The organism is Bordetella saccharivorans (assembly GCF_045862855.1).
Lineage (GTDB): Bacteria > Pseudomonadota > Gammaproteobacteria > Burkholderiales > Burkholderiaceae_B > Bordetella_A > Bordetella_A petrii_F.
On sequence record NZ_BAAFZO010000001.1, the window covers coordinates 4,476,092 to 4,496,861 of the forward strand.

21 protein-coding genes are annotated in these 20,770 nt (G+C 69.2%); 6 read left to right on the plus strand and 15 right to left on the minus strand.

What is annotated here, in order from left to right; genetic code table 11:
* Nucleotides 1-9: 9 nt before the first annotated feature.
* Entirely contained in the window at nt 10-2,622 is a 2,613-nt protein-coding gene (locus tag ACKTT0_RS21425) for a [protein-PII] uridylyltransferase (protein ID WP_407851785.1), read from the plus strand.
* Between the two features lie 130 nt (nt 2,623-2,752).
* Here the strand turns inward: ACKTT0_RS21425 and ACKTT0_RS21430 are convergent, their stop codons facing one another.
* The 3 genes from ACKTT0_RS21430 to ACKTT0_RS21440 form a co-directional block, all read right to left on the minus strand.
* Complete coding sequence (locus tag ACKTT0_RS21430) at nt 2,753-4,171, minus strand: dihydrolipoyl dehydrogenase (protein ID WP_407851786.1); 1,419 nt, start codon at nt 4,169-4,171, stop codon at nt 2,753-2,755.
* Nucleotides 4,172-4,297: 126 nt separating this feature from the next.
* Complete coding sequence (locus ACKTT0_RS21435) at nt 4,298-5,026, minus strand: glutathione peroxidase (RefSeq protein ID WP_407851787.1); 729 nt, start codon at nt 5,024-5,026, stop codon at nt 4,298-4,300.
* 132 nt (nt 5,027-5,158) lie between these two features.
* A complete protein-coding gene (locus ACKTT0_RS21440; protein ID WP_407851788.1) occupies nt 5,159-5,362 on the minus strand; it encodes a heavy-metal-associated domain-containing protein in 204 nt (67 codons plus the stop codon).
* Nucleotides 5,363-5,557: 195 nt separating this feature from the next.
* Here ACKTT0_RS21440 and cueR point away from each other — a divergent pair, with 195 nt between their 5' ends.
* A complete protein-coding gene (gene cueR / locus ACKTT0_RS21445; protein WP_407852475.1) occupies nt 5,558-5,947 on the plus strand; it encodes a Cu(I)-responsive transcriptional regulator in 390 nt (129 codons plus the stop codon).
* Between the two features lie 56 nt (nt 5,948-6,003).
* Here cueR and rlmD read toward each other — a convergent pair whose 3' ends face one another.
* The 7 genes from rlmD to surE all read right to left on the minus strand — a co-directional run bounded on the left by rlmD (nt 6,004) and on the right by surE (nt 12,480).
* On the minus strand, nt 6,004-7,377 hold the full coding sequence (gene rlmD, locus ACKTT0_RS21450) for a 23S rRNA (uracil(1939)-C(5))-methyltransferase RlmD (protein ID WP_407851789.1): 1,374 nt from the start codon (nt 7,375-7,377) through the stop codon (nt 6,004-6,006).
* A gap of 102 nt (nt 7,378-7,479) precedes the next feature.
* Nucleotides 7,480-8,232, minus strand: a complete 753-nt coding sequence (locus ACKTT0_RS21455) for a TorF family putative porin (RefSeq protein ID WP_407851790.1) — start codon at nt 8,230-8,232, stop codon at nt 7,480-7,482.
* A gap of 298 nt (nt 8,233-8,530) precedes the next feature.
* The gene (locus ACKTT0_RS21460) at nt 8,531-9,166 is read right to left on the minus strand and encodes a hypothetical protein (RefSeq protein ID WP_407851791.1); all 636 of its coding nucleotides are present in this window, start codon (nt 9,164-9,166) and stop codon (nt 8,531-8,533) included.
* A 110-nt stretch (nt 9,167-9,276) separates the two neighbouring features.
* Nucleotides 9,277-10,065, minus strand: a complete 789-nt coding sequence (locus ACKTT0_RS21465) for a 3'-5' exonuclease (protein ID WP_407851792.1) — start codon at nt 10,063-10,065, stop codon at nt 9,277-9,279.
* Nucleotides 10,062-10,904 carry a peptidoglycan DD-metalloendopeptidase family protein gene (locus ACKTT0_RS21470; protein ID WP_407852476.1) on the minus strand — a complete coding sequence of 281 codons (843 nt, stop codon included), beginning with the start codon at nt 10,902-10,904 and terminating at the stop codon, nt 10,062-10,064. Before ACKTT0_RS21470 ends, ACKTT0_RS21465 begins: the two co-directional genes overlap by 4 nt.
* A gap of 17 nt (nt 10,905-10,921) precedes the next feature.
* On the minus strand, nt 10,922-11,737 hold the full coding sequence (locus ACKTT0_RS21475; RefSeq protein WP_407851793.1) for a protein-L-isoaspartate(D-aspartate) O-methyltransferase: 816 nt from the start codon (nt 11,735-11,737) through the stop codon (nt 10,922-10,924).
* On the minus strand, nt 11,722-12,480 hold the full coding sequence (gene surE, locus ACKTT0_RS21480) for a 5'/3'-nucleotidase SurE (protein ID WP_407851794.1): 759 nt from the start codon (nt 12,478-12,480) through the stop codon (nt 11,722-11,724). The genes ACKTT0_RS21475 and surE overlap by 16 nt, the downstream gene beginning before the upstream one ends.
* Before the next feature lie 158 nt (nt 12,481-12,638).
* On the opposite strand from surE, the gene plsY reads away from it, so the two are divergent.
* Entirely contained in the window at nt 12,639-13,277 is a 639-nt protein-coding gene (gene plsY, locus ACKTT0_RS21485; RefSeq protein WP_407851795.1) for a glycerol-3-phosphate 1-O-acyltransferase PlsY, read from the plus strand.
* A 7-nt stretch (nt 13,278-13,284) separates the two neighbouring features.
* Here plsY and tsaD read toward each other — a convergent pair whose 3' ends face one another.
* On the minus strand, nt 13,285-14,328 hold the full coding sequence (gene tsaD, locus ACKTT0_RS21490; RefSeq protein WP_407851796.1) for a tRNA (adenosine(37)-N6)-threonylcarbamoyltransferase complex transferase subunit TsaD: 1,044 nt from the start codon (nt 14,326-14,328) through the stop codon (nt 13,285-13,287).
* Nucleotides 14,329-14,389: 61 nt separating this feature from the next.
* Here tsaD and ACKTT0_RS21495 point away from each other — a divergent pair, with 61 nt between their 5' ends.
* The 3 genes from ACKTT0_RS21495 to trxA all read left to right on the plus strand — a co-directional run bounded on the left by ACKTT0_RS21495 (nt 14,390) and on the right by trxA (nt 17,382).
* Entirely contained in the window at nt 14,390-15,682 is a 1,293-nt protein-coding gene (locus ACKTT0_RS21495; protein ID WP_407851797.1) for an NCS2 family permease, read from the plus strand.
* Nucleotides 15,683-15,852: 170 nt separating this feature from the next.
* A complete protein-coding gene (locus tag ACKTT0_RS21500) occupies nt 15,853-16,872 on the plus strand; it encodes an LLM class flavin-dependent oxidoreductase (RefSeq protein ID WP_407851798.1) in 1,020 nt (339 codons plus the stop codon).
* A 129-nt stretch (nt 16,873-17,001) separates the two neighbouring features.
* Nucleotides 17,002-17,382 carry a thioredoxin gene (gene trxA / locus ACKTT0_RS21505; protein WP_407851799.1) on the plus strand — a complete coding sequence of 127 codons (381 nt, stop codon included), beginning with the start codon at nt 17,002-17,004 and terminating at the stop codon, nt 17,380-17,382.
* A 51-nt stretch (nt 17,383-17,433) separates the two neighbouring features.
* Here trxA and ACKTT0_RS21510 read toward each other — a convergent pair whose 3' ends face one another.
* Genes ACKTT0_RS21510 through ACKTT0_RS21525 form a run of 4 tightly spaced genes read right to left on the minus strand, consistent with a single transcriptional unit; the run spans nt 17,434 to nt 20,713 of the window.
* Entirely contained in the window at nt 17,434-18,027 is a 594-nt protein-coding gene (locus ACKTT0_RS21510; protein ID WP_407851800.1) for an IMPACT family protein, read from the minus strand.
* 27 nt (nt 18,028-18,054) lie between these two features.
* Entirely contained in the window at nt 18,055-18,927 is an 873-nt protein-coding gene (locus tag ACKTT0_RS21515) for a type 2 periplasmic-binding domain-containing protein (RefSeq protein WP_407851801.1), read from the minus strand.
* Nucleotides 18,928-18,944: 17 nt separating this feature from the next.
* Nucleotides 18,945-19,718: an ABC transporter permease gene (locus ACKTT0_RS21520; protein WP_407851802.1), complete on the minus strand. Its 774-nt coding sequence runs from the start codon at nt 19,716-19,718 to the stop codon at nt 18,945-18,947.
* On the minus strand, nt 19,715-20,713 hold the full coding sequence (locus tag ACKTT0_RS21525) for an ABC transporter substrate-binding protein (protein ID WP_407851803.1): 999 nt from the start codon (nt 20,711-20,713) through the stop codon (nt 19,715-19,717). The genes ACKTT0_RS21520 and ACKTT0_RS21525 overlap by 4 nt, the downstream gene beginning before the upstream one ends.
* Nucleotides 20,714-20,770: the final 57 nt, after the last annotated feature.

Here is a 20,770-nt window from a genome sequence, read left to right on the forward strand (position 1 = left end):
CGCGCCCGCATGAACGCCGCCGCCCTGCCTACGTTGCCCGGCCTGCGCGAGCGGCTGCAAACCGCGCGCCGGGCCGCCATCGCGCAATTCCGCCAGCACCGCCGCCCCGATACGCTGCTGGGCGACTTGCGGCGGATCGTCGACCAGGCGCTGCGCGACCTGCTCAAGCTGCACCCGCTGCCGGCCGGGGCCACGCTGGCTGCGGTGGGCGGCTATGGCCGCGGCGAACTGTATCCCCATTCCGACGTCGACCTCCTGATCCTGCTGCCGCACGCGCCCGCGCCCGCCGATGCCGGCGCCATCGAGCGCCTGGTCGCGGCCCTGTGGGACCTGGGCCTGGAGCCGGGGCACAGCGTGCGCACCCTGGCCGATTGCGAACAGGAAGCCCAGGCCGACATCACGGTCGAGACCGCCCTGCTGGAATCGCGCTGGCTGGCTGGCAGCCGCGCCCTGATGAAACAATTCGAGGCCGCCATCCAGGCGCAGCTGGACGCGGCCGCTTTTTTCCAGGCCAAGCGGGTCGAGATGCAACAGCGCCACGCCCGCTACCAGGAAACACCATACGCGCTGGAACCCAATTGCAAGGAATCTCCCGGCGGGCTGCGCGATTTGCAGGTCATCCTGTGGATGGCGCGGGCCGCGGGCTTTGGCCGCAACTGGCGCGAAGTGGCCCAGGCGGGCCTGCTGACGCCGTCCGAGGCGCGCGACCTGCGCCGCGCCGAACAGGCATTCAAGCGCCTGCGCATCGAACTGCACCTGCTGACCGGCCGCCGCGAGGATCGCGTGCTGTTCGACCTGCAGCCCGGGCTGGCCGAGGTGTATGGCATCCAGGCCACGGCCACGCGGCGCGCCAGCGAGCTGCTGATGCAGCGCTATTACTGGGCGGCGCGGCTGGTGACGCAGCTCAATGCCATCCTGGTGCCGAACATCGAGGAACGCCTGTTCCCGCGGCCCGATACCGGCGCCCGCGACATCGACGACGATTTCCGCAACCTGCGCGACCGCCTCGACATCGTGCGCGACGACGCGTTCGAGCGCAACCCGACGCTGCTGCTGCGCGCTTTCCTCGTGATGCAGCAGCACGCCGAACTGACCGGCATGTCGCCGCGCACACTGCGCGCCATCTGGCACTCGCGCCATCGCATCGACGCGCAGTTCCGCCGCAATCCGGTCAACCGCAAGCTGTTCCTGCAGATCCTGCAGCAGCCGCGCGGCATCGTGCACGAGCTGCGGCGCATGACCATGCTGAACATCCTGCCGCGCTACCTGCCGGTGTTCCGGCGCATTGTCGGGCAGATGCAGCACGACCTGTTCCATGTGTACACGGTGGACCAGCACACGCTGGCGGTGGTGCGCAACATCCGGCGCTTCACCATGCCGGAGCACGCCCAGGAGTACCCGCTGGCCAGCCAGCTCATCGCCAGTCTCGAGCGCCACTGGCTGCTCTACGTGGCGGCGCTGTTCCACGACATCGCCAAGGGCCGCGGCGGCGACCATTCCGAACTGGGCGCGCGCGACGTGCGCCGCTTCGCCCACGACCATGGGTTGGAGCCGGAGGACGCGGACTTGGTGGAATTCCTGGTGCGCCACCACCTGCTGATGTCGGCCGTGGCCCAGAAGCGCGACCTGTCCGACCCCGCCGTGATCAAGCAGTTCGCCGCCACGGTAGGCAACGAGCGCCACTTGACGGCGCTGTACCTGCTGACCGTCGCCGACATACGCGGCACCAGCCCGAAGGTCTGGAACGCCTGGAAAGGCAAGCTGCTCGAGGACCTGTACCGCCTGACGCTGGCCACCCTGGGCGGCTCGCCCGCCGATACGCACACCGTGCTGACCGAGCGCAAGGAAGAAGCCGCCCGGCTGACCCGGCTGGCGGGCCTGCGCGACGATGCCCGCGAGGCCTTCTGGAACCAGCTCGACGTGGCCTATTTCCTGCGCCACGACGCCTCGGACATCGCCTGGCACACCCGCCACCTGTACTACCAGGTGGCGCCCGACGGCCCGGTGGTGCGGGCGCGGCCCACCGAACATGGCGAGGGCTTGCAGGTGATGGTCTACACGCGCGATGTCCCGGAACTGGTGGTGGCGATTTGCGCCTATTTCGACGCCAAGTCGCTCGGCATCCAGGACGCGCGCATCCATACGACGCGGCATGGGTGGGCGCTGGACAGCTTCATCGTCCTGCCGCCCGAAGGCAGCACCGACCTGCGCGCCCAGGCCGCGCTGGTCGAGCACGAGCTGGCCGAACGCCTGCGCGACCCGCATGACACGGCTGGTCCGCGTGGCGCCTATGGCGCCCCGGTGCGGCGGCGCCAGTCGCGCATTTCCAAGGTATTCCCGGTGATGCCGCAAGCCGAGCTGCAGCCGGACGAACACAGCCAATCATGGCGGCTGTCGGTGACGGCCACCGACCGGCCCGGCCTGCTGCACGCCCTGACGCGGGTGTTCGCCGAACATGGCGTGAGCGTCGGCATGGCCAAGATCATGACCCTGGGCGACCGCGTCGAGGACGTATTCATCATCACCGGCTCGGCCCTCGAGCGCCCGCGCACCCAGATGCAATTCGAGCGCGCGGTGCTCGACGCCCTGGCCGGCGACCACATCCAGCAACGCGCGGCCTGACTAGCCGGGCGGGTGACAGGTACCTGACACCCCACAGCGACACCGTCTCCATGGGCAGGCCGCCTCACAGGGGGCAGACACCTGCATGCAGGCGCCTGCATGGCCTCCATTTGCCTGCAGCCCGGCCGGCTCAGGCGGCGGCGCGGCGCTGGCGTCGGGCCTGCTCGAGGCGGGCGGCCGCGTCGCGCAGGGCGGTGCGCACGCCCTCTTCCACCACCGGGTGGTAGAACGGCATGTCGAGCATCTGCGCCACAGTCAACTGCTGCTGCGCGGCCCAGGCCAGCAGGTGGCCGATGTGCTCGGCGGACGGCCCGACCATCTCGGCGCCCAGGAAGCGCCCGGAATCGATGTCGGCGTAGACATGCAGCATGCCCTTGTTCTTCAGCATGACGCGCGAGCGCCCCTGGTCGCCGAAATCGACCTCGCCGGTCACGAAGCCGCCGGACGGCAGCCGCCCGTATGAAGCACCGACCAGGGCAATCTGCGGATCCGAGAACACCACGCCGAGCGGCGCGCGGCGCTGGCCCGGCCGGACATCCGGATAGCGGGCGGCGTTCATCCCGGCAATGCGGCCTTCGTCCGCCGCTTCGTGCAGCAAAGGCACGTCGGCATTGGCATCGCCGGCGATGAAGATGGCCGATTCGCCCGCCTGCATGGTGGTCCGGTCGAACTCGGGCACCCCGCGGCTGTCGAGCGGCAGGCTGGTCCGGTGCAAATCCAGGCGGTCGACGTTGGGGCGCCGTCCGGTCGCGACCAGCGCATAATCGAAGCGCTCGGTGCGCTCGGTATTGTCGAGCGCCACATAGCGCACTTCGACCTCATCGTCGACCCGCTGGGTGGACAGGACGCGCGCATCCGGGTCCAGGTAGAACTCGTCCTGGAAAATGCGGCGCGCGCGCTGGCGCACCACCGGGTCGGCCAGGCCGCCCAGGCTGCCGCTGACGCCGAACACCCGCACGCGCACGCCCAGCCGCGCCAGCGCCTGGCCCAGCTCGAGTCCGATGACGCCGGGCCCGAACACGGCCACGCTGCGCGGGAGGTCCTGCCAGGCGAACACGTCGTCGTTGACCACCAGGCGGTCGCCCAGCGCCGCGAACGACGCCGGCACCGACGGACGCGAGCCGGTAGCGATCACGACGCTGGCGGCATGCACCTCGACCCGGTCATCCACGCGCAACGCAGTGTCCGAGACGAAACGCGCGTAGCCGGCCAGCTTGTCTTCGGCCGGGATATTCTCCACGCCTTCGAGCACGAAGCCGACGAAGCGATCGCGTTCCCGGCGCACGCGCTCCATGACTGCGCGGCCATCGATACGCACCTTGCCATCCACATGTACGCCGAATGGCGCGCCATGCGCCGCGGCATGCGCCGCTTCGGCGGCGGCGATCAGCAGCTTGGAGGGCATGCAGCCGACCCGGGCGCAGGTCGTGCCATAAGGTCCGCCCTCGATCACCACCGCGCGCTTGCCGGCGGCGCGGGCCGCCCGATAGGCGGCCAGGCCGGCCGTGCCGGCGCCGATGACGGCGATATCGGTATGCAAAGTATCCATGACTGTTCCAGGCTGAAGCCCACGCCGCGGGCGTTCGCCCGCGGCCAGCCGCAACGGCGGCTGCGGGCGCGAGAGAGAAAAATGATGAGATGGCGGCGGCCCGCGCCAGGCGGGCCGCCATGGCCGTCAAGCCAGGTGGGCCTTCAGGTCGTCCAGGCCGCCGATCAGCTTGCCGTTGATGAAGACCTGGGGCGCGGTGGCCTTGCCGGACACGGCACCAATGACCCGGCCACGGACCTTGTGGTCCAGCGGGATCTCGAGCGCATCGTAGCCCTTGTCGGCCAGCAGCGCCTTGGCTTCCACGCAGAACGGGCAGCCGGGCTTGGAGAACACCACGACCTGGTCCGGCTTCTTGGCGTCCGGCGCGATGTAGGCCAGCATGGTGTCGGCGTCCGACACTTCGAACGGGTCGCCTTCCTTCTGGGGCTCGATGAACATCTTTTCGATCACGCCGTCCTTGACCAGCATCGAGTAGCGCCAGCTGCGCTTGCCGAAGCCGAGGTCGCGCTTGTCGACCAGCATGCCCATGCCTTCGGTGAAGTCGCCGTTGCCGTCGGGCAGCAGCGTGATATTGGCCGACTCCTGGTCCTTGGCCCATTCGTTCATCACGAACGTGTCGTTGACCGAAACGCACACGATACTGTCGACGCCGGCCTCGCGGAAAGCGGGCGCCAGCTCGTTGAAGCGCGGCAGGTGGGTGGACGAGCAGGTCGGCGTGAACGCGCCCGGCAGCGAAAAGACCACCACGGTCTTGTTCTTGAACAGGTCGTCGGTGGTGACCTGTTTCCAGTCATTGCCCTGGCGCACAGGGAAGGTCACGTTGGGAACGCGTTGGCCTTCGCGGTTTTGCAGCATTCGATCATCTCCTTGGGTTGGCATTGGTGGAATGACCACCATGGAGAGAATGATAAATACACACTATCAATATATCAAATTTAATTATTTTAATAAATTGATAGCCAAGGCCAATCAGCCGCGCCCTGGCACTCAGCCGATCAGCTGGGGTTCATAGCCGGCGTCGACGATGGCGGCGCGCACGCGCTCCACGTCGGCCGCGCCGTCCACGGTGACGCGGTGGGCGGCAAGATCGGCCGCCACGCGCGCGCCGGGCACGGCCTGCTGCACCGCCGTCGTAATGGACTGCACGCAGTGGCCGCAGGACATATCGGGCACATTGAACTGGATGGACATGGTGGGCTCCTTCAGAAGAAATGGCCGCGGTGAACAGCGGCAACGGAGATCAGCTTAAACCTTCCCATAATGGCAAAGTCAAGCCTATAATGCATTCAACCTTCCCATCATGGAAAGGATGCCGCCCTGCTCTGGCGGCGCCTGCGCACCTATCGCGCAGCTTCAACACCCTTTCGCGAGGAGCCCGCCATGACCATGAATATCGGAGAGGCCGCGCGAGCCTCCGGCATCTCGGCCAAGATGATCCGCTACTACGAGAGCATCGGCCTGGTCGGCCCGGCCATGCGCACGGAATCGGGCTATCGGGTATATGGCGACAACGACCTGCATACGCTCAGGTTCGTGCGCCGCGCGCGCGACCTGGGCTTTTCGGTCGAACAGATGCACGAGCTGCTGGCGCTATGGCGCGACCGCGGCCGCGCCAGCGCCGACGTCAAGCGCATCGCGCTGCGCCATGTCGAGGGACTGGAACGCAAGGCGGCGGAACTGCAGCAGATGGCCGACACGCTGAAGCACCTGGCGCGTCACTGCCATGGCGACAACCGGCCGGACTGCCCGATCATCCAGGAGCTGGGCGCCGACTAAGGCTTGTCGCCCTGGACGCCGCCCCGGCCTGGCCGCGCCGGGCTGCCAGTTGGCGGCTACGCCGCTTCCTGGCCTTTCAGGCGGGCCTGGGCCTGGACCGCCAGGACCTCGCCGGCCGGCAGCGATTCGAACACCGCGATCGATTCCACATGGCCGGTGTGGGGGAACATGTTGATCACGCCGGCGCTCTTGAGCACGTAGCCGCCCTCGTGCGCCATGATGGCCGCATCGCGCGCCAGCGTGGCCGGGTTGCACGACACGTACACAATGCGGACCGGACGCTCGCGCGGCGCCAGCTGCGCCAGCGCCTGCGCCACCGCCTGGGCCCCCTCGCGGGGAGGATCGATCAGCATGCGGTCGAAATGGCCGAGCCCGCGCAGCCAGTCGGCGTCTACCTCGAACAAGTTCAAGGTGGCGAAACTCGTGCGCCCTTCCAGCCCGTGGCGCTGGGCGGCGGCCAGGGCGCGGTCGGTCAGGGCCTTGCTGCCTTCGACGCCCACGGCTTCGCGGGCCCGCGTGGCCAGCGGCAGGGTGAAATTGCCCAATCCGCAGAACAGGTCGGCTACCCGGTCCTTGGGCTGCACATCGAGCAGCATGAGCGCGCGCGACACCATGGCCCGGTTGATCGCGTGGTTGACCTGCGTGAAGTCGGTGGGCCGGTACGGCATGCGCAGGCCGAACTCGGGCATGGTGTAGCACAGCGCATCGGCATGCGCCGGCTCGAGCGGATGGACCGTGTCGGGGCCCTTCGGCTGCAGCCACCACTGCACGGCATACTCGGCGGCAAAGGCGCGCAGCACCTCCAGGTCGCGATCGGTGAGCGGCTCGAGGTGGCGCAGCACCAGCACCGTGACGCCCTCGCCCAGCGCCACTTCGATCTGCGGCATGCGGTCGGGCGCCGACATGGCGGCGATCATGGCGCGCAGCGGCATCAGCATGCCGCTCACGTGCGCCGGCAGCACATGGCATTCGCGCATGTCGGCCACGTAGCTGCTCTTGCGTTCATGAAACCCCACCAGCACGCCGCCTTTCTTGGGCACGACCCGCACCGACAGGCGCGCGCGATAGCGATAGCCCCAGGTGGGTCCGTGCAACGGCGGCAGCACGCGCTGCGGGCGCAGTTTGCCGACATGCCAGAAAGTGTCTTCCAGCGCGCGCTGCTTGATCGCCACCTGGGCGGTGGGTTCCAGGTGCTGCATGGCACAGCCGCCGCACACGCCGAAGTGCGGACAGCGCGGCGCCACCCGCAGCGCGGCGGGCCGCAGGATGTCTTCGACCCGGGCGATCTCGTACGAGGGCTTGCGCCGCACCGTCTGCGCGGTGACGCGCTCGGTGGGCAACGCGCCCTCGACGAACACCACCTTGCCGTCGCGGCGGGCGATTCCCCGGGCCTCCAGGTCCAGGGACTCGATATTCAGTACTTCGGCCATCTCTCTTGCAATCCAGGCATTTACAGGCAACCGGGCATTGTAAAAGAGGACGGCGGAATCCGCCGCGACCGGCGCGGGCGCGCCTTTGGGCGTGAGCCGCCCCTAGAACGAACGGGCCACCGAGAAAACTGCCCCCAGCCGGCCGGACGGATGGCCATTCTTGGTCGGCAGCCAGTTGTCGGCCGACGCGCCCACCGCGGCCAGCCCGAGCACCCAGCCGTTCAGGTCCTTGGTCACGCCCAGCTTGTAGTCGACATAGTGGCCGATGGCGTCCCCGTCCATGTCGACCTGCTGCTTCAGCTTCTGGTAGCCCACGTGGGCCACCAGGCCCCAGCCATCGCCCAGGTCGAAATTGGCGGTGCCGTCCAGGTACCAGGTGCCTTTGCTGTCCGGGGTGCTGAAGAAGTCGCTGGGGGTATAGGAGTATTTCAGCGAGTAGCTGCCGTAGCTCAGCCCTACATACAAGTCCGTGTTGTTGTAATTGCCCCCCTTGGGCGAGGAGGAACCGGGATAGTAGTAGTACAGCGCCCCGACATCCAGGCCCAGGCCATGCCCGAGCTCGCCCTTCCAGCCGCCGTAGAAGTCCATTTCCAGGTTGCCCTCGGGGAACACGAAATCGGAGACATTCGAGTTCCAGTTGCCCAGGTAGAAGCCCGAGCTGTGCGCCAGGTCGAACCCTACTTGCACCGCCGGGCGGAAGTTGGTCTGCGAATAGCCGCGGAACCGGTAGTCGCTGACAATGGCGGCATTGCCGCTGAGCGAAAAACCCGCGCCCAGGTCGGTGGGCTCGGCGTGGGCGGACACGGTAGCGGCGGCGAGGACGGCCAGGGGCAAGGCAGGCAGGGAGCGTTTCATGGTGCGGGATCCTGTGCGGAAGTCGCGCGCGGCGGGACTGCCGCGCCCGGCGGCCGGCTGTCATGGAAATGTCACCGGCTCGCCCCGCTTGAAGCAGCTTCCGTGCCAACTCCGGCGCCGGGCAGCAACTGCCCCTGACACCCCCGGGCAAGCACCGCGCCGGTGCGCCGACTGCCCGGTCCGCACCCATTCGAGGCAGCCGGGGCGCGCATGCGCCAGGTTGGCGAAAAAAAGCCGCGCGGCGGGATGCCGCGCGGCGGATGGCGCGGCATCCCGCCGCGCCCTGCGTGCTACCGGATCAATTGGACTGGGCGGCCCCGCCGGCCGAGGCCTGGCCAGCGTCCTGGCGCGCGTCACGGTTCGCCCGGCGCTCCTGCATCTTGGCCCGGCGCTCCTGCATCTTGGCCCGGCGCTCCTGCATCCTGGCGTGGCGCTCCTTGACGATTTCGGTGATTTGCTGGCGCTGGCCGTCATTCAGGCCATCCCAGGCGGCCAGCCACTTCTCGCGCACCTGCTCGGCCTGCTTGCGGAACTGGTCGCGGTTCTCGTCGTGGCTCGCCATCAGGGCGCGGGGATCGAGCTTGCCGCTCTCGAGCTGGCTGGCCAGCAGTTCATGACGCTTGGACCCAGCCTCGCGCCTGGCCGTGTGCAGATCGCGCTGCGCCTGCCGCGCGGCATCGAACGCGGCCTGTTGTTTGGCATCGAGCTTGAGCGCATCGATCTGCTTTTGCGACAGTGGGCCGATGCCGGGCACGCCGACGCCGTCGCCGTCGCGCATCATCATGCCGCGATGGTGGCCGTGGTACTTGCCGTGGGCTTCCTGCATGCCGCCCATGCCTTCGCCGGGCGCGGCAACCGCGGCGCCAGCGAGGCCGCCGGCGGCGACGACGAAGCTGAGGGCCGCCAGGGAGGAACGAATAGCGTATCGGGACATGGTGGTCTCCTGAAAAAGTGGAACGCGAACCCATTGTGCGAGCCGGGCGGTTACGCACCCGTTTCGCGCCGGCGCTCCAATATTTCAGTCGGTTGCTGGCGGCCGGCGGCTCAGGCCGGGACGGAAGCGTCCCAGGCCTGCAGGTAGACGCGCCAGTGCGGCGCGTCGCTGGCCGCGAGGGTCTGCCGCACCAGGTCGATTTCGGCCTGGTAGGCGGCGGCATCGAGCTCGCCGCGCAGGAAGCGGAAACGGCAGTACACCAGCCAGGTGTTGACCACGTCGGTCTCGCAATAGGCGCGGACCTCGTCGGCCTTGCCTTCCTGCCAGGCCTGCCAGACCTGGCCGCCGTCCATGCCCAGCTTGCCGGGAAACCCGCACAGCTTGGCCAGTTCGTCCAGCGGCGCATTGGCCCGGCCGTTGTACTTGGCCAGCAGGTCCATCAGGTCGATGTGGCGGGTGTGATAGCGGCCGATATAGTTATTGAACTTGAACTCGCGGTCTTCTTCGCCGGTGTCCCAATAGCGCGGCGCGGGCACGCCGTGGATCAGGCTGCGGTAGTGCAGCACCGGCAGGTCGAACCCGGAGCCGTTCCAGCTGACCAGGCGCGGCGTATAGCGCTCGATGGTCTTGAAGAACATGTTCAGCAGGACCGGCTCGGGGTCGTCCGGCTGGCCCAGCGTCTTGACGCGAAAGCCCTGGTCGTCGCGGAACACGCAGCCGATGACCGCGACGTGGTGCAGGTGCAGCGGCAGGAAGTCATGCCCTACCGCCTCGCGGCGCGCCTGGAAGGCGCGTTCGGCGACCTCGGCGTCGGGCACGTCGGGGCCCCAGCCGTTGAGCCGGCGCAGGCCGGCCACATCCGGCAGGGTTTCGAGGTCGAAGACCAGCGTGGGGGTCATCGCGGCGGCAGGTACTGCAGGGGATCGACCGGCGTGCCCTGGCGACGGATCTCGAAATGCAGCCGTGGCGAAGTGGTGTCGGTCTGGCCGATTTCGGCGATCTTCGCGCCGCGCTTGACGGTCTGGCCGGTCTTGACCAGCAGGGTGCGATTGTGCGCGTACGCGGTGATGAAGCCGTTCTGGTGGTTGATGATGATGAGGTTGCCCAGGCCGCGCACGCCGTTGCCGCTGTACATGACCTTGCCGTCGGCCGCCGCGCTGACCGGGTCGCCCAGCGAGCCGCCAATGTCGATGCCTTTGGTGGAGGTGCTGAAGGCCTGGGTGACCGGGCCGCTGGACGGCCATCCCCAGGTGATGAGGCTGGCGTCGGAAGCGCGCGGCGGCGTCGCCACGGGCGCCGGCGTCTGGGCCGGCGGCGTGGTGGCTGGCGGGGTTTCCGGTTCGCCCAGCGGCACGGGCTTGGTTTCGACCGGGCTGGGCGTGGGCGCCGGCGCGGACGGCTTGGCGGACGCGCTGCCCGACAGCTTGAGCACCTGGCCCACGCTGATCTGGTTGGGGTCGCTGATGTTGTTCCAGCGCTTCACGCTTTCAATGTCGACATTGTTGGCGCGCGCGATCTGGTAGAGCGTGTCGCCCGGCTTGACGACATAGGTGCCGCCGGGCTGCGCGGCGGCAGGCTGATTGGACAGGTCCACCACCGGGGCGCGCGTCTTCGTGGTCGAGCAACCGGCCAGCAGCGCCAGGCCGATCAGGCCCGCCACCCATGCGGCGCGGGGACGGCGCGCGACGCGCGTCGCGCGGAAAGAAAGGTCGGTCAGTGGCAACTGCCCGTTGAGCATGTGCTTCTCCTGTTTGCTCAAGATTGTATTCCGGCCCTCAGCGGCACGAAACGTACCGCCTCCAGTTCGGTGCGCTTCCAGCTGGACGTGCCGGTGCGCTCTACCAGCACCAGCCGTTGGTTGGTGGCGCCTTCCGGCGCGATCAGACGGCCGCCGGGCGCGAGCTGTTCCAGCAGCGCCTGCGGGATGGCCAGTCCGGCCGCAGCCACAACAATAGCATCGAACGGCGCCACGCCGGGCAGGCCCTGCATGCCGTCGCCGTGGATGAGGCGTACGCGCGTGGCCAGCCGCAGCGACCGCAAATGATTGCGGGCCAGTTCGAACAGGCCGCGGATACGCTCGATGGCATGCACCTCGCGCACGAACTGCGCCAGCACCGCCGCCTGGTAGCCGCAGCCGGCGCCGACTTCGAGCACGCGGGTCGGGCTGCGGTCTTCGCAGGCGGCCGAGATCATGCGCGCCACCACCCACGGCTGCGAGATGGTCTGCGAATGGCCGATCGGCAGCGCGGCGTCTTCGTAGGCCCGGCTGGCGAGCGCCTCGTCCACGAAGACATGGCGCGGCACGGCGCTCATGGCGTTGAGGACGCGCTCGTCGGTAATGCCCTGGCTGCGCAGCCGCTGCACCATGGCATGGCGCAGGCGGTCCGAATTGAGCCCCAGGTTGCCGCCCTGCCCGGCCGCGCCGCCGGCGGGCGCGGGGCGCGCCAGCGTGGCGGGCGAAATGCGCGTGTTGCTGTTGGTGGCGGTCACCCCGGGCGCCAGGCCCGTGGAACCATAGCCGGCAGAGCGCGGACGGCCCGGCGGGCCGGGAGGCGTCACAGGCTTGCGCATAGCGGCTCCGCCCAGTGCCGGACTTCGTCGAGCTGGCTGTGCTGGGTCAAGTCCAGCCGCAGCGGCGTCACCGACACGGCGCCTTGCGCCACTGCGTGGAAGTCGGTGCCCGGCGCGGCATCGGCGGCCAGCCCCACCGGCCCGATCCAGTAGACGGTGTCGCCGTAGGGGGTGGTGGTGCGCACGACGGGCTCGGAAGGATGGCGCTTGCCCAGGCGCGTGACCTGGAAGCCGTCGAGGGCGTCGTACGGGCGGCTGGGAATATTGACGTTGAGCAGCACCGGCGCGGCGAGCGGCTCGGCCAGTTGCCGCTCGACCACCTGGCGCGCCGCCCGGGCGGCGGATTCCAGATGCGCCCAGCCTTTCTCGGCCAGCGAGAAGGCGATGGACGGGATGCCGAACAGATAGCCTTCCGCGGCCGCCGCGACCGTGCCGGAATAAAGCGTGTCGTCGCCCATGTTGGCGCCATTGTTGATGCCCGACACCACCAGGTCCGGCCGCGCCTCCATGAGCCCGGTCAGCGCCACGTGGACGCAGTCCGATGGCGTGCCGTTGACGCAGACGAAGCCGTTGGCCGCCGTGCGCACGGTGAGCGGCCGGTTCAGTGTCAGGGAATTGGAGGCGCCGCTGTGGTTGGTTTCGGGCGCCACGACGGTGAGCTCGCCCAGCCCTTCGAGCGCCTTGACCAGCGCTTCGAGGCCGGGAGCGGTATAGCCATCGTCATTGGAAACCAGAATACGCATTGTGCATCCAGAAGAAAGCGCGCGCGGCGAAACGCGACCGATTGTACCGCCGGAAAATGACCCGGCCCGCTCCGCCGCGCGCCGGCCGGCGCCTGCGCGCCACGCCCCCCGCGCGGTAGAATCCGCTGCCACGATCTCATACGCAACGGATACTCGCCATGGTGCAGACCGCCCCCTCGCTCTTGTTCACCGCCGCGCTGGTCGCGCTGGCCTACCTGATCGGCTCCATTCCTTTCGCCGTGGTGGTCAGCAAGCTCATGGGGCTGCAGGACCCGCGCAGCTATGGCTCGAAGAACCCGGGCGCCACCAATGTGCTGCGCACCGGCAACAAGGCCGCCGCCGCCCTGACGCTGCTGGGCGACGCCGCCAAGGGCTGGTTCGCGCTGTGGCTGGCCCAGGCGCTGGCGCCGGGCCTGTCCTGGACCGGCTTCGCGCTGGTGGCGCTGGCGGTGTTCCTGGGCCACCTGTACCCGGTTTTCCTGGGTTTCAAGGGCGGCAAGGGCGTGGCCACCGCGCTCGGCATCCTGCTGGCCGTCAACCCGTGGCTGGCGCTGGCCACCGCGGCCACCTGGGCCATCATCGCCGCGTTCTCGCGCTATTCCTCGCTGGCCGCCCTGGTGGCCGCCTTCTTCGCGCCGGTGTACTACCTGTTCGGCTCCGGCGTGGCCTGGTACGCGCAGGCGCCAGTGGGCGTGGCCCTGGCGGCGATCACCGCGCTGCTGTTCTACCGCCACCGCGCCAATATCGCCCGGCTGCTCGCCGGCACCGAAAGCCGCATCGGCAGCAAGAAAAAATAACCGCATCCTACGCCGGCGTAGCGGACAATTCGGCCAAGTCCCAGCGCGGCCGCACCGTGAACGCGTGCTGCCCGGGCTGCAGGGTAGCCAGGCCGGCCCTGACCCGCTCGGCCGCCGCGTACGCGATCATGGCTCCGTTGTCGGTGCACAACGCCAGAGGCGGGAAAAACGCCCGCGCCCGCAGCGGCCGCATGGCTTCATCCAGCCGCGCGCGCAGCAACCGGTTGGCCCCTACCCCGCCCGCCACCACCAGCCGCTTCAAGCCGCTCTGCTTGAGCGCCCGCACCGCCTTGGCCGCCAGCACTTCGACGATGGCCGCCTGGGTGGCGGCGGCCAGGTCGGCGCGGACCTGGTCGTCGAGCCCGCCGGCCCGTTCGGCCTCTTTCACGCGCGTCAGGACGGCGGTTTTCAGGCCGCTGAAGCTGAAATCGAGGTCGCCGCTGTGCAGCATCGGGCGCGGCAGCGCATAGCGCCGCGCGTCGCCGTGGTCGGCCAGGCGCGCCAGGGCCGGGCCGCCCGGGTAGCCCAGGCCCAGCAATTTGGCGGATTTGTCGAATGCCTCGCCGGCGGCGTCGTCCAGCGTTTCGCCCAGCAAGGCATAGCGCCCCACGCCATCGACCCGCATGAGTTGCGTGTGTCCGCCCGACACCAGCAGCGCCACGAAGGGGAAATCGGGGCGCGGGTCGGCCAGCCGGGGCGACAGCAGGTGCCCTTCGAGATGGTGGATGGGAATGGCGGGCAGCCCGCGCGACCAGGCGAACGCCTGGGCCACGCTGGCGCCCACCAGCAAGGCGCCGGCCAAGCCGGGACCGGCGGTGTAGGCCACGGCGTCGACGTCGCCCAGCCCCAGGCCGGCTTCGGCCAATACCTGGCGGGCCAGCGGCACGGCGCGGCGGATATGGTCGCGCGAGGCGAGTTCGGGCACCACGCCGCCGTATTCCTGGTGCATGGCGATCTGGGTGTGCAGGGCGTGCGCCAGCAGGCCGCGTTCGGTGCAGACCGCCGCCACGCCGGTCTCGTCGCAGGAGCTTTCGAAGCCGAGGATGATCATGGCAACGAAGTGTACATCTGGTGCGAAAATGGCGGCTTCTTATAACCCCGGGGAACCCGAAATGCTGGAGAAGCTATTCCAATTGCGCGAACACGGTACCAATGCCCGTACCGAAATGGTCGCCGGCCTGACGACATTCCTGACGATGTCGTACATCATCTTCGTCAACCCGGACATCCTGTCGTCCACCGGCATGGACCGCAACGCGGTGTTCGTGGCCACCTGCCTGGCGGCGGCGCTGGGGTCGCTGATCATGGCGCTGGTGGCCAACTGGCCCATCGGCATGGCGCCCGGCATGGGACTCAACGCCTTCTTTGCGTTCACCGTGGTCAAGACCATGGGCTACACCTGGGAACAGGCGCTGGGCGCGGTGTTCATCTCGGGCGTGATTTTCCTGCTGCTGACGGTCACCGGCATCCGCGCCTGGCTGATCAAGGGCATCCCGCACTCGCTGCGCAGCGCCATCGCGGCGGGCATCGGCCTGTTCCTGGCCATTATCGCCCTGTCCAACGCCGGCATCGTGGTGCCCCACCCGGCCACCAAGGTCACGCTGGGCGACTTGCGCGGCCACGCCCCGCTGTTCGCGGTCCTGGGCTTCTTCATCATCGCCGTGCTGGACGCGCTGCGCGTGCGCGGCGCGATCCTGATCGGCATCCTGGCCGTCACGGTGCTGTCGATGGCGCTTGGCTACAACCAGTTCCAGGGGGTGTTCTCGGCCCCGCCCAGCCTGGCGCCCACCTTCCTCAAGCTCGACATCCTGGGCGCCCTGCACACCGGCTTCGTGCACGTGATCCTGGTGTTCGTGCTGGTCGAGGTCTTCGATGCCACCGGCACGCTGATGGGCGTGGCCAAGCGCGCCGGGCTGGTGCCCGAGGGCCGGCCCAATCGCCTGGGCCGGGCGCTGTTCGCCGACAGCACGGCGATCGTGGCGGGCTCCATGCTGGGCACCAGCAGCACCACCGCCTACGTCGAAAGCGCCTCGGGCGTGCAGGCCGGCGGCCGCACCGGCATGACCGCCCTGGTGGTCGGGCTGCTGTTCCTGGCGGCGCTGTTCATTTCGCCGCTGGCCGGCTCGGTGCCCGCCTACGCCACGGCGCCCGCCCTGCTCTACGTGGCTGGCCTGATGATGCGCGAACTGGTCGATATCGACTGGAATGAAGTCTCGGAAGCCACGCCGGCGGCGCTCACGGCGCTCATCATGCCGTTCACGTATTCCATCGCCAACGGCCTGGCCTTCGGCTTCATCAGCTACGTGGTCCTCAAGACCTGCACGGGCCGCGTGCGCGAGGTGCACCCCGCCACCTGGCTGGTGGCCGCGCTGTTCGTGATCCGCTACGCGTTCTTTCCGGAATAAGCGGCGGCACGCCGCTTGCGTGGGCGCCCATTGAGCCAGCCTATCGACCCGATCGACCGCAAGGTTGCTCGGGTCGCGGGTTGATTTCACCGATACACTCTCCATGTAGAGAAGAACCGACGCCGGCGCCGGCCGGCGACGTCCGCATCACGACCTGGAGATTCAGACCCATGACCGAACTGGCTCGCGTGCCGTTTTCCGTACTCGACCTTGCGCCCATCGTGCAAGGCGGCGATGCCGCGGCCGCGTTCCGCAATACGGTCGACCTGGCCCAGCATGTCGAGCGCTGGGGCTACCGGCGCTTCTGGCTGGCCGAGCACCACAACATCACCGGCGTGGCCAGCAGCGCCACGGCGGTCATCATCGGCCAGGTGGCCGCCCACACCAGCACGCTGCGGGTAGGCTCGGGCGGCATCATGCTGCCCAACCACGCGCCGCTGATCATCGCCGAACAGTTCGGCACGCTGGAAAGCCTGTTCCCTGGCCGCATCGACCTGGGCCTGGGCCGCGCGCCCGGCAGCGACGGCGCCACCCAGCAGGCCCTGCGGCGCGGGCCACGCAGCGGGCTGGAATTCCCGGCACTGCTCGACGAACTGCGCTTCCTGCTGGCGCCGGCCCAGCCCGGCCAGGCGGTGCGCGCCATCCCCGGCGCCGGGCTGGACATTCCCATCTGGCTGCTCGGCTCGAGCGATTTCAGCGCCCGGCTGGCGGCCGAGCTGGGCCTGCCGTTCTCCTTCGCGGGGCACTTCTCGCCCGAGGGCATGGCGGCCATGCGGCTGTATCGCCACCTGTTCAAGCCGTCGGCCACGCTGGCCCGGCCCTACGCGATGATCGGCGTGCCGGTCATCGCGGCCGAAACCGACGAACAGGCTCGCCACCTGGCAACCACGCAGCAACTGAAGTTCCTTTCGCTCATCCGCGGCAACCGGCTGCCGCTGCAGCCGCCGGTCGACAGCATGGATGGCCTGTGGAACGAATGGGAGCGCGAGGCCGTCGGCCAGAAACTGGCCGCGGCGATCGTCGGCGGCCCCGATACGGTCAAGCGGGGGCTCCAGGACCTGATCGCGCGGACCGAGGCCGACGAGGTCATGATCGTTTCCGACTTCTACCGCCACGCCGACCGCCTGCGCTCGTACGAAATACTTGCCTCGCTGAAAAGCGGCGGCACAGCCGAGCAGGCCGCCGCATAGGGCCCGCCGCGCGCCGCGCGGCAAGCCCCACGCCCCGTCCCGCGCGGACGGGAACACGCGGTCCCACCGGGCCGCCCAACTGGCCATCCGGCCATCGACGCCGCCCAACCGGCGGCAAGGACGCGAAGCATGAGCAGCATCGTTGAACTGACCAAAGACTCCTTCCAGGAAGCCATCACGCCCGACAGCACCCTGATCGTCGACTTCTGGGCGCCGTGGTGCGGCCCCTGCCGCGGCTTCGCGCCGGTGTTCGAGCAGGCCGCCGAGCAACACCCCGACGTGACCTTCGCCAAGGTGAATACCGACGTCGAGCAGGAATTGGCCGGCGCCCTGGGCATCCGCTCGATTCCCACCCTGATGGTGTTCCGCGAACAGGTGCTGTTGTTCTCGCAGCCGGGCGCCCTGTCCGCCGGGCAGCTGCAGGAACTGCTGGAAAAGATCAAGGCGGTGGACATGGAGAAAGTCCACCAGGAAATCGCCGCCGCCAAGGAAGGCGGCGCCGGCGAATAACGGCGCGGCGGCCGGCGGTCTCGGCGCGGCGCCTTGCGGGCGCCGCCCGCGCTACCCTGCGTCGCGCACTTGCCAGTGCGCCCGGCCGCGCGTCACATCGGCCGCGGTGCGCTCCAGTTCAGCCAGCCCGGCCCGCGGCACTGAAAGCGTCAGCGCGACCCCATCGGCATCAAAAGCTTCGGCCTGCACCGTGGCGCCCGCCTGCGCCAGGCGCGCCTTCAGCAACGGCAATTCGCCATAGGCGCAGCGGCACGCCACCTGGGCCGTCTCGACGATGGGCTCGCGCGGCCCCAGGCGCAGGCATTGGGCCGCGCAGCCGCCATAGGCCCGCACCAGCCCGCCGGCCCCCAGCTTGATCCCGCCGAACCAGCGCGTCACCAGCACCGCGACGCGGTCCAGCCCCTGGCCCTCGATGGCCTGCAGGATGGGCCGGCCGGCAGTGCCGCCAGGCTCGCCGTCGTCGTGGAAGCGGTAGGCCTGGCCGATGCGGTAGGCCCAGCAATTGTGGGTGGCGGCCGGATCGCTGTGTTGCGCAAAGAATGCCATGGCGTCGGCCACGTCGGCCACCGGGGCGGCATGGGCCGCGAAACGGCTTTTCTTGATCTCTTCCTGGTAGGCGCAGGGCGCGCGCAGTGTCTCGCTCATACGCCGGGATTGTAGGCGGGCCGGCGTTCAGCCGCCGTGGCAGTCGGGCACTTCCTGGTCCAGGTACACGTCGAAAGCCACGTCGCGGGCCCACTTGCCGGCCATGGCCTGCCACGCGCCCTCGTTGCGCCAGTCGGCCATGGCAGCCGCCAGCCAATCGGCCGCGGCGCCGTCGCCGGCCCGCGCCAGCCAGACCCGCTCGGCCGGCGGCCCGTCCGGCGGCAGGGTTGCCGAGAACTTTTTCCACTCCGGAAACTTCATCAGCGCAGCCCAGGTCGTGTCGTCGACCAGGCCGATGTCACAGGCGCCTTCGCGCACCGCCACCAGCGCGTCGGACGGCACGCGGAAGGTGCGCACCACCGTGCCCCAGCGCGCGGCCAGCGCCTGTGCCTGGAACGCCGCCGAGGCCATGCACACGCTGCGGCCGCGGGCATCCTGCCAGCGTCGCATGGGCGTGTCGCTGCGGATGACGGCCTTGGGCCGCGCGGCGTAGCCGGTCGGCACCAGCGCCACGCCGGGCGCCTCCAGGCCGGGCGCCGACTGGCCCGCGACGCGGTCGGCCAGCAGCAGGTCCACGCTGCCATCGGCCAGGACCGCGCTGCGTCGCGCCGGCTCCACCTGCACGACCTGGACCGGCAAGCCGAGCCGCGCGCCCAGGCGCTCGGCCATGACGGTATCCAACCGTTCCGGCGTGCGCACCTTGGCGCCCGCCGCGGCGGGCGGCGCCAGGTACGGCACGCCGACCACCAGCAGGCCCCGCGCGCGCGCCTGTGGGAACGGGTCCGCCTCGCGCGGCGCGGCCGCCCAGGCGGCCGCGGCCAGCGCCAACGCCAGCGCGGCCACGGCCGGCCCGCGGGCCGGCCGGCCGAAACGAAGCAGGGAATGCAGCGGCGCGATCATGACGGGCGGGCGCCGCGCTACACGTACTGGTAGCGCAGCAGGCGATGCTTGAGGTTCTCGAGGATGAACTGGTCGATCAGCGCCGCCAGGATGGCGATGACCAGGATGTTGGCCATCACGCCGGTCATGTCGGCGATCTCGCCCGAATAAGCCAGGGAGCGGCCCAGGCCATTGCCGAAGCCGATCAGCATCTCGGCCGAGATCAGCGCCCGCCAGGCATTGCCGAAGGCCAGTTGCGCGCCGGTGATCAGTTCCGGCATGACCGCCGGCAGGTAGACGCGCTTGATCAGCCCCCAGGGCGTGGCCCCCATGACGCGCGCGGCCGATACGTGCACGCGCTGGACCGATTCGGTGGCGTTCGTGACGCTGAGCGCGGCCGGGAAGAACGCCGCCAGCGCCACCACCACGATGATCGGCGTATTGCCGAAGCCCATCACGATGAGGAACAGCGGCACCCAGGCAATCGATGGGATCGATTGCAGGATGACGATGGCGCTGCGCAGCACCTCACGGAAGAAATACAGCACCGCGGCGACCAGGCCGAAGCCGATGCCGGCCAGCAGCGCCAGGCCGTAGCCGGCGCCCAGGCGCCCCAGCGTGCCCAACAGGCTCTGGTGGAATTCGGATTGGCCGAGGTCCTGGACCAGGCGCGCCACGACCGTGGGCACGCCGGGCATCAGGAAGTCGGGCAGCGCCCAGGCGGCGGCCTGCCACAACACGAAGATGAAGGCCACGCCAAGCACCCCGGCGAGGTGCTTGCGCAGGCCGGTTACGCGGGTCGAAGTACTCAAAGCTTGCGCGCCTCTTGCCAGGACAGGTCGACGATGCCCGATACGTCGTACGGCTTGCCGTCGCGGGTCTTGAGCGAACCCTGCTCTTGCAGGATGCCGGCGATCTCCTGCATGCGGGCCGTGTCCTTGTCGGTCAGCTTGGCGGTGAAGACCTGGGTCTTGATGGCTTCGGCGATGACCGTCTCGCGCGGCAACTCGCCGCGCTCGAGCGTCTTGAGCGTCGGCTCGGCGATAAAGTACGAGGCGATCAGCTTGGCGGCCTGTTCAGGCTGCTGCTGCAGCAGCTCGATGGCGGCCTTCTGCGCATCCAGGGCCTTCCAGACGTCGTCCTTGCGCTTGTCCAGCACATCGCCCGAGGTGATCACCACCATGCACGGGAACGGCCACGCCTGGCCCACTTCGTAGATCTGCTTGACGGGCGCCACCAGTTGCGCGATGCGGTCATAGGGTTCGAACAGGAAGGCGGCGTCGACGCGCTGGCCCACCAGCGACTGCACCGCCACGGCGGGGCTGACGCCCATGATGTTGACGTCGGCCGGCTGCAGGTTGCCCTCCTTCAGGACCACGCCCTTGAGCACCACGTCCGCCGTGCTGCCCTCCTTCTGCGAGGCCAGCGTCTTGCCCTTCAGGTCGGCGATCTTCTCGATGCCGGCGTCGTTGCGCACGACCAGCGAATGATAGCCCTGCTGGGCGCCCCCCACCACCTTCAGGTCCGCCCCCTTGGAGGCCCAGGCCACGGCGTTGGTGAACCCCAGCACGCCGATGTCGGCCTGCCCGCCCACGATCGCCTTGATCAAGTCGGTGCCGGACTTGAATTCGATCAGTTCGGCATCCAGGCCGGCCTTCTTGTAGAACTCGCCTTCCTGCGCCACGATAGCCTGCGCGTCGTCCATGACGCGCAGATAGCCGACGCGGAACTTCTCGGCGGCCATGGCGGGCGCTGCCGCCAGCAGCGCCGCGGCCAGCGGCAGGGTCAGCCAGTGCTTCAGTTTCATGAATGCTCTCCAGTGCATGGATATAGGTATGGGCGTTGCGGCGCGGCCGGCGCGAGC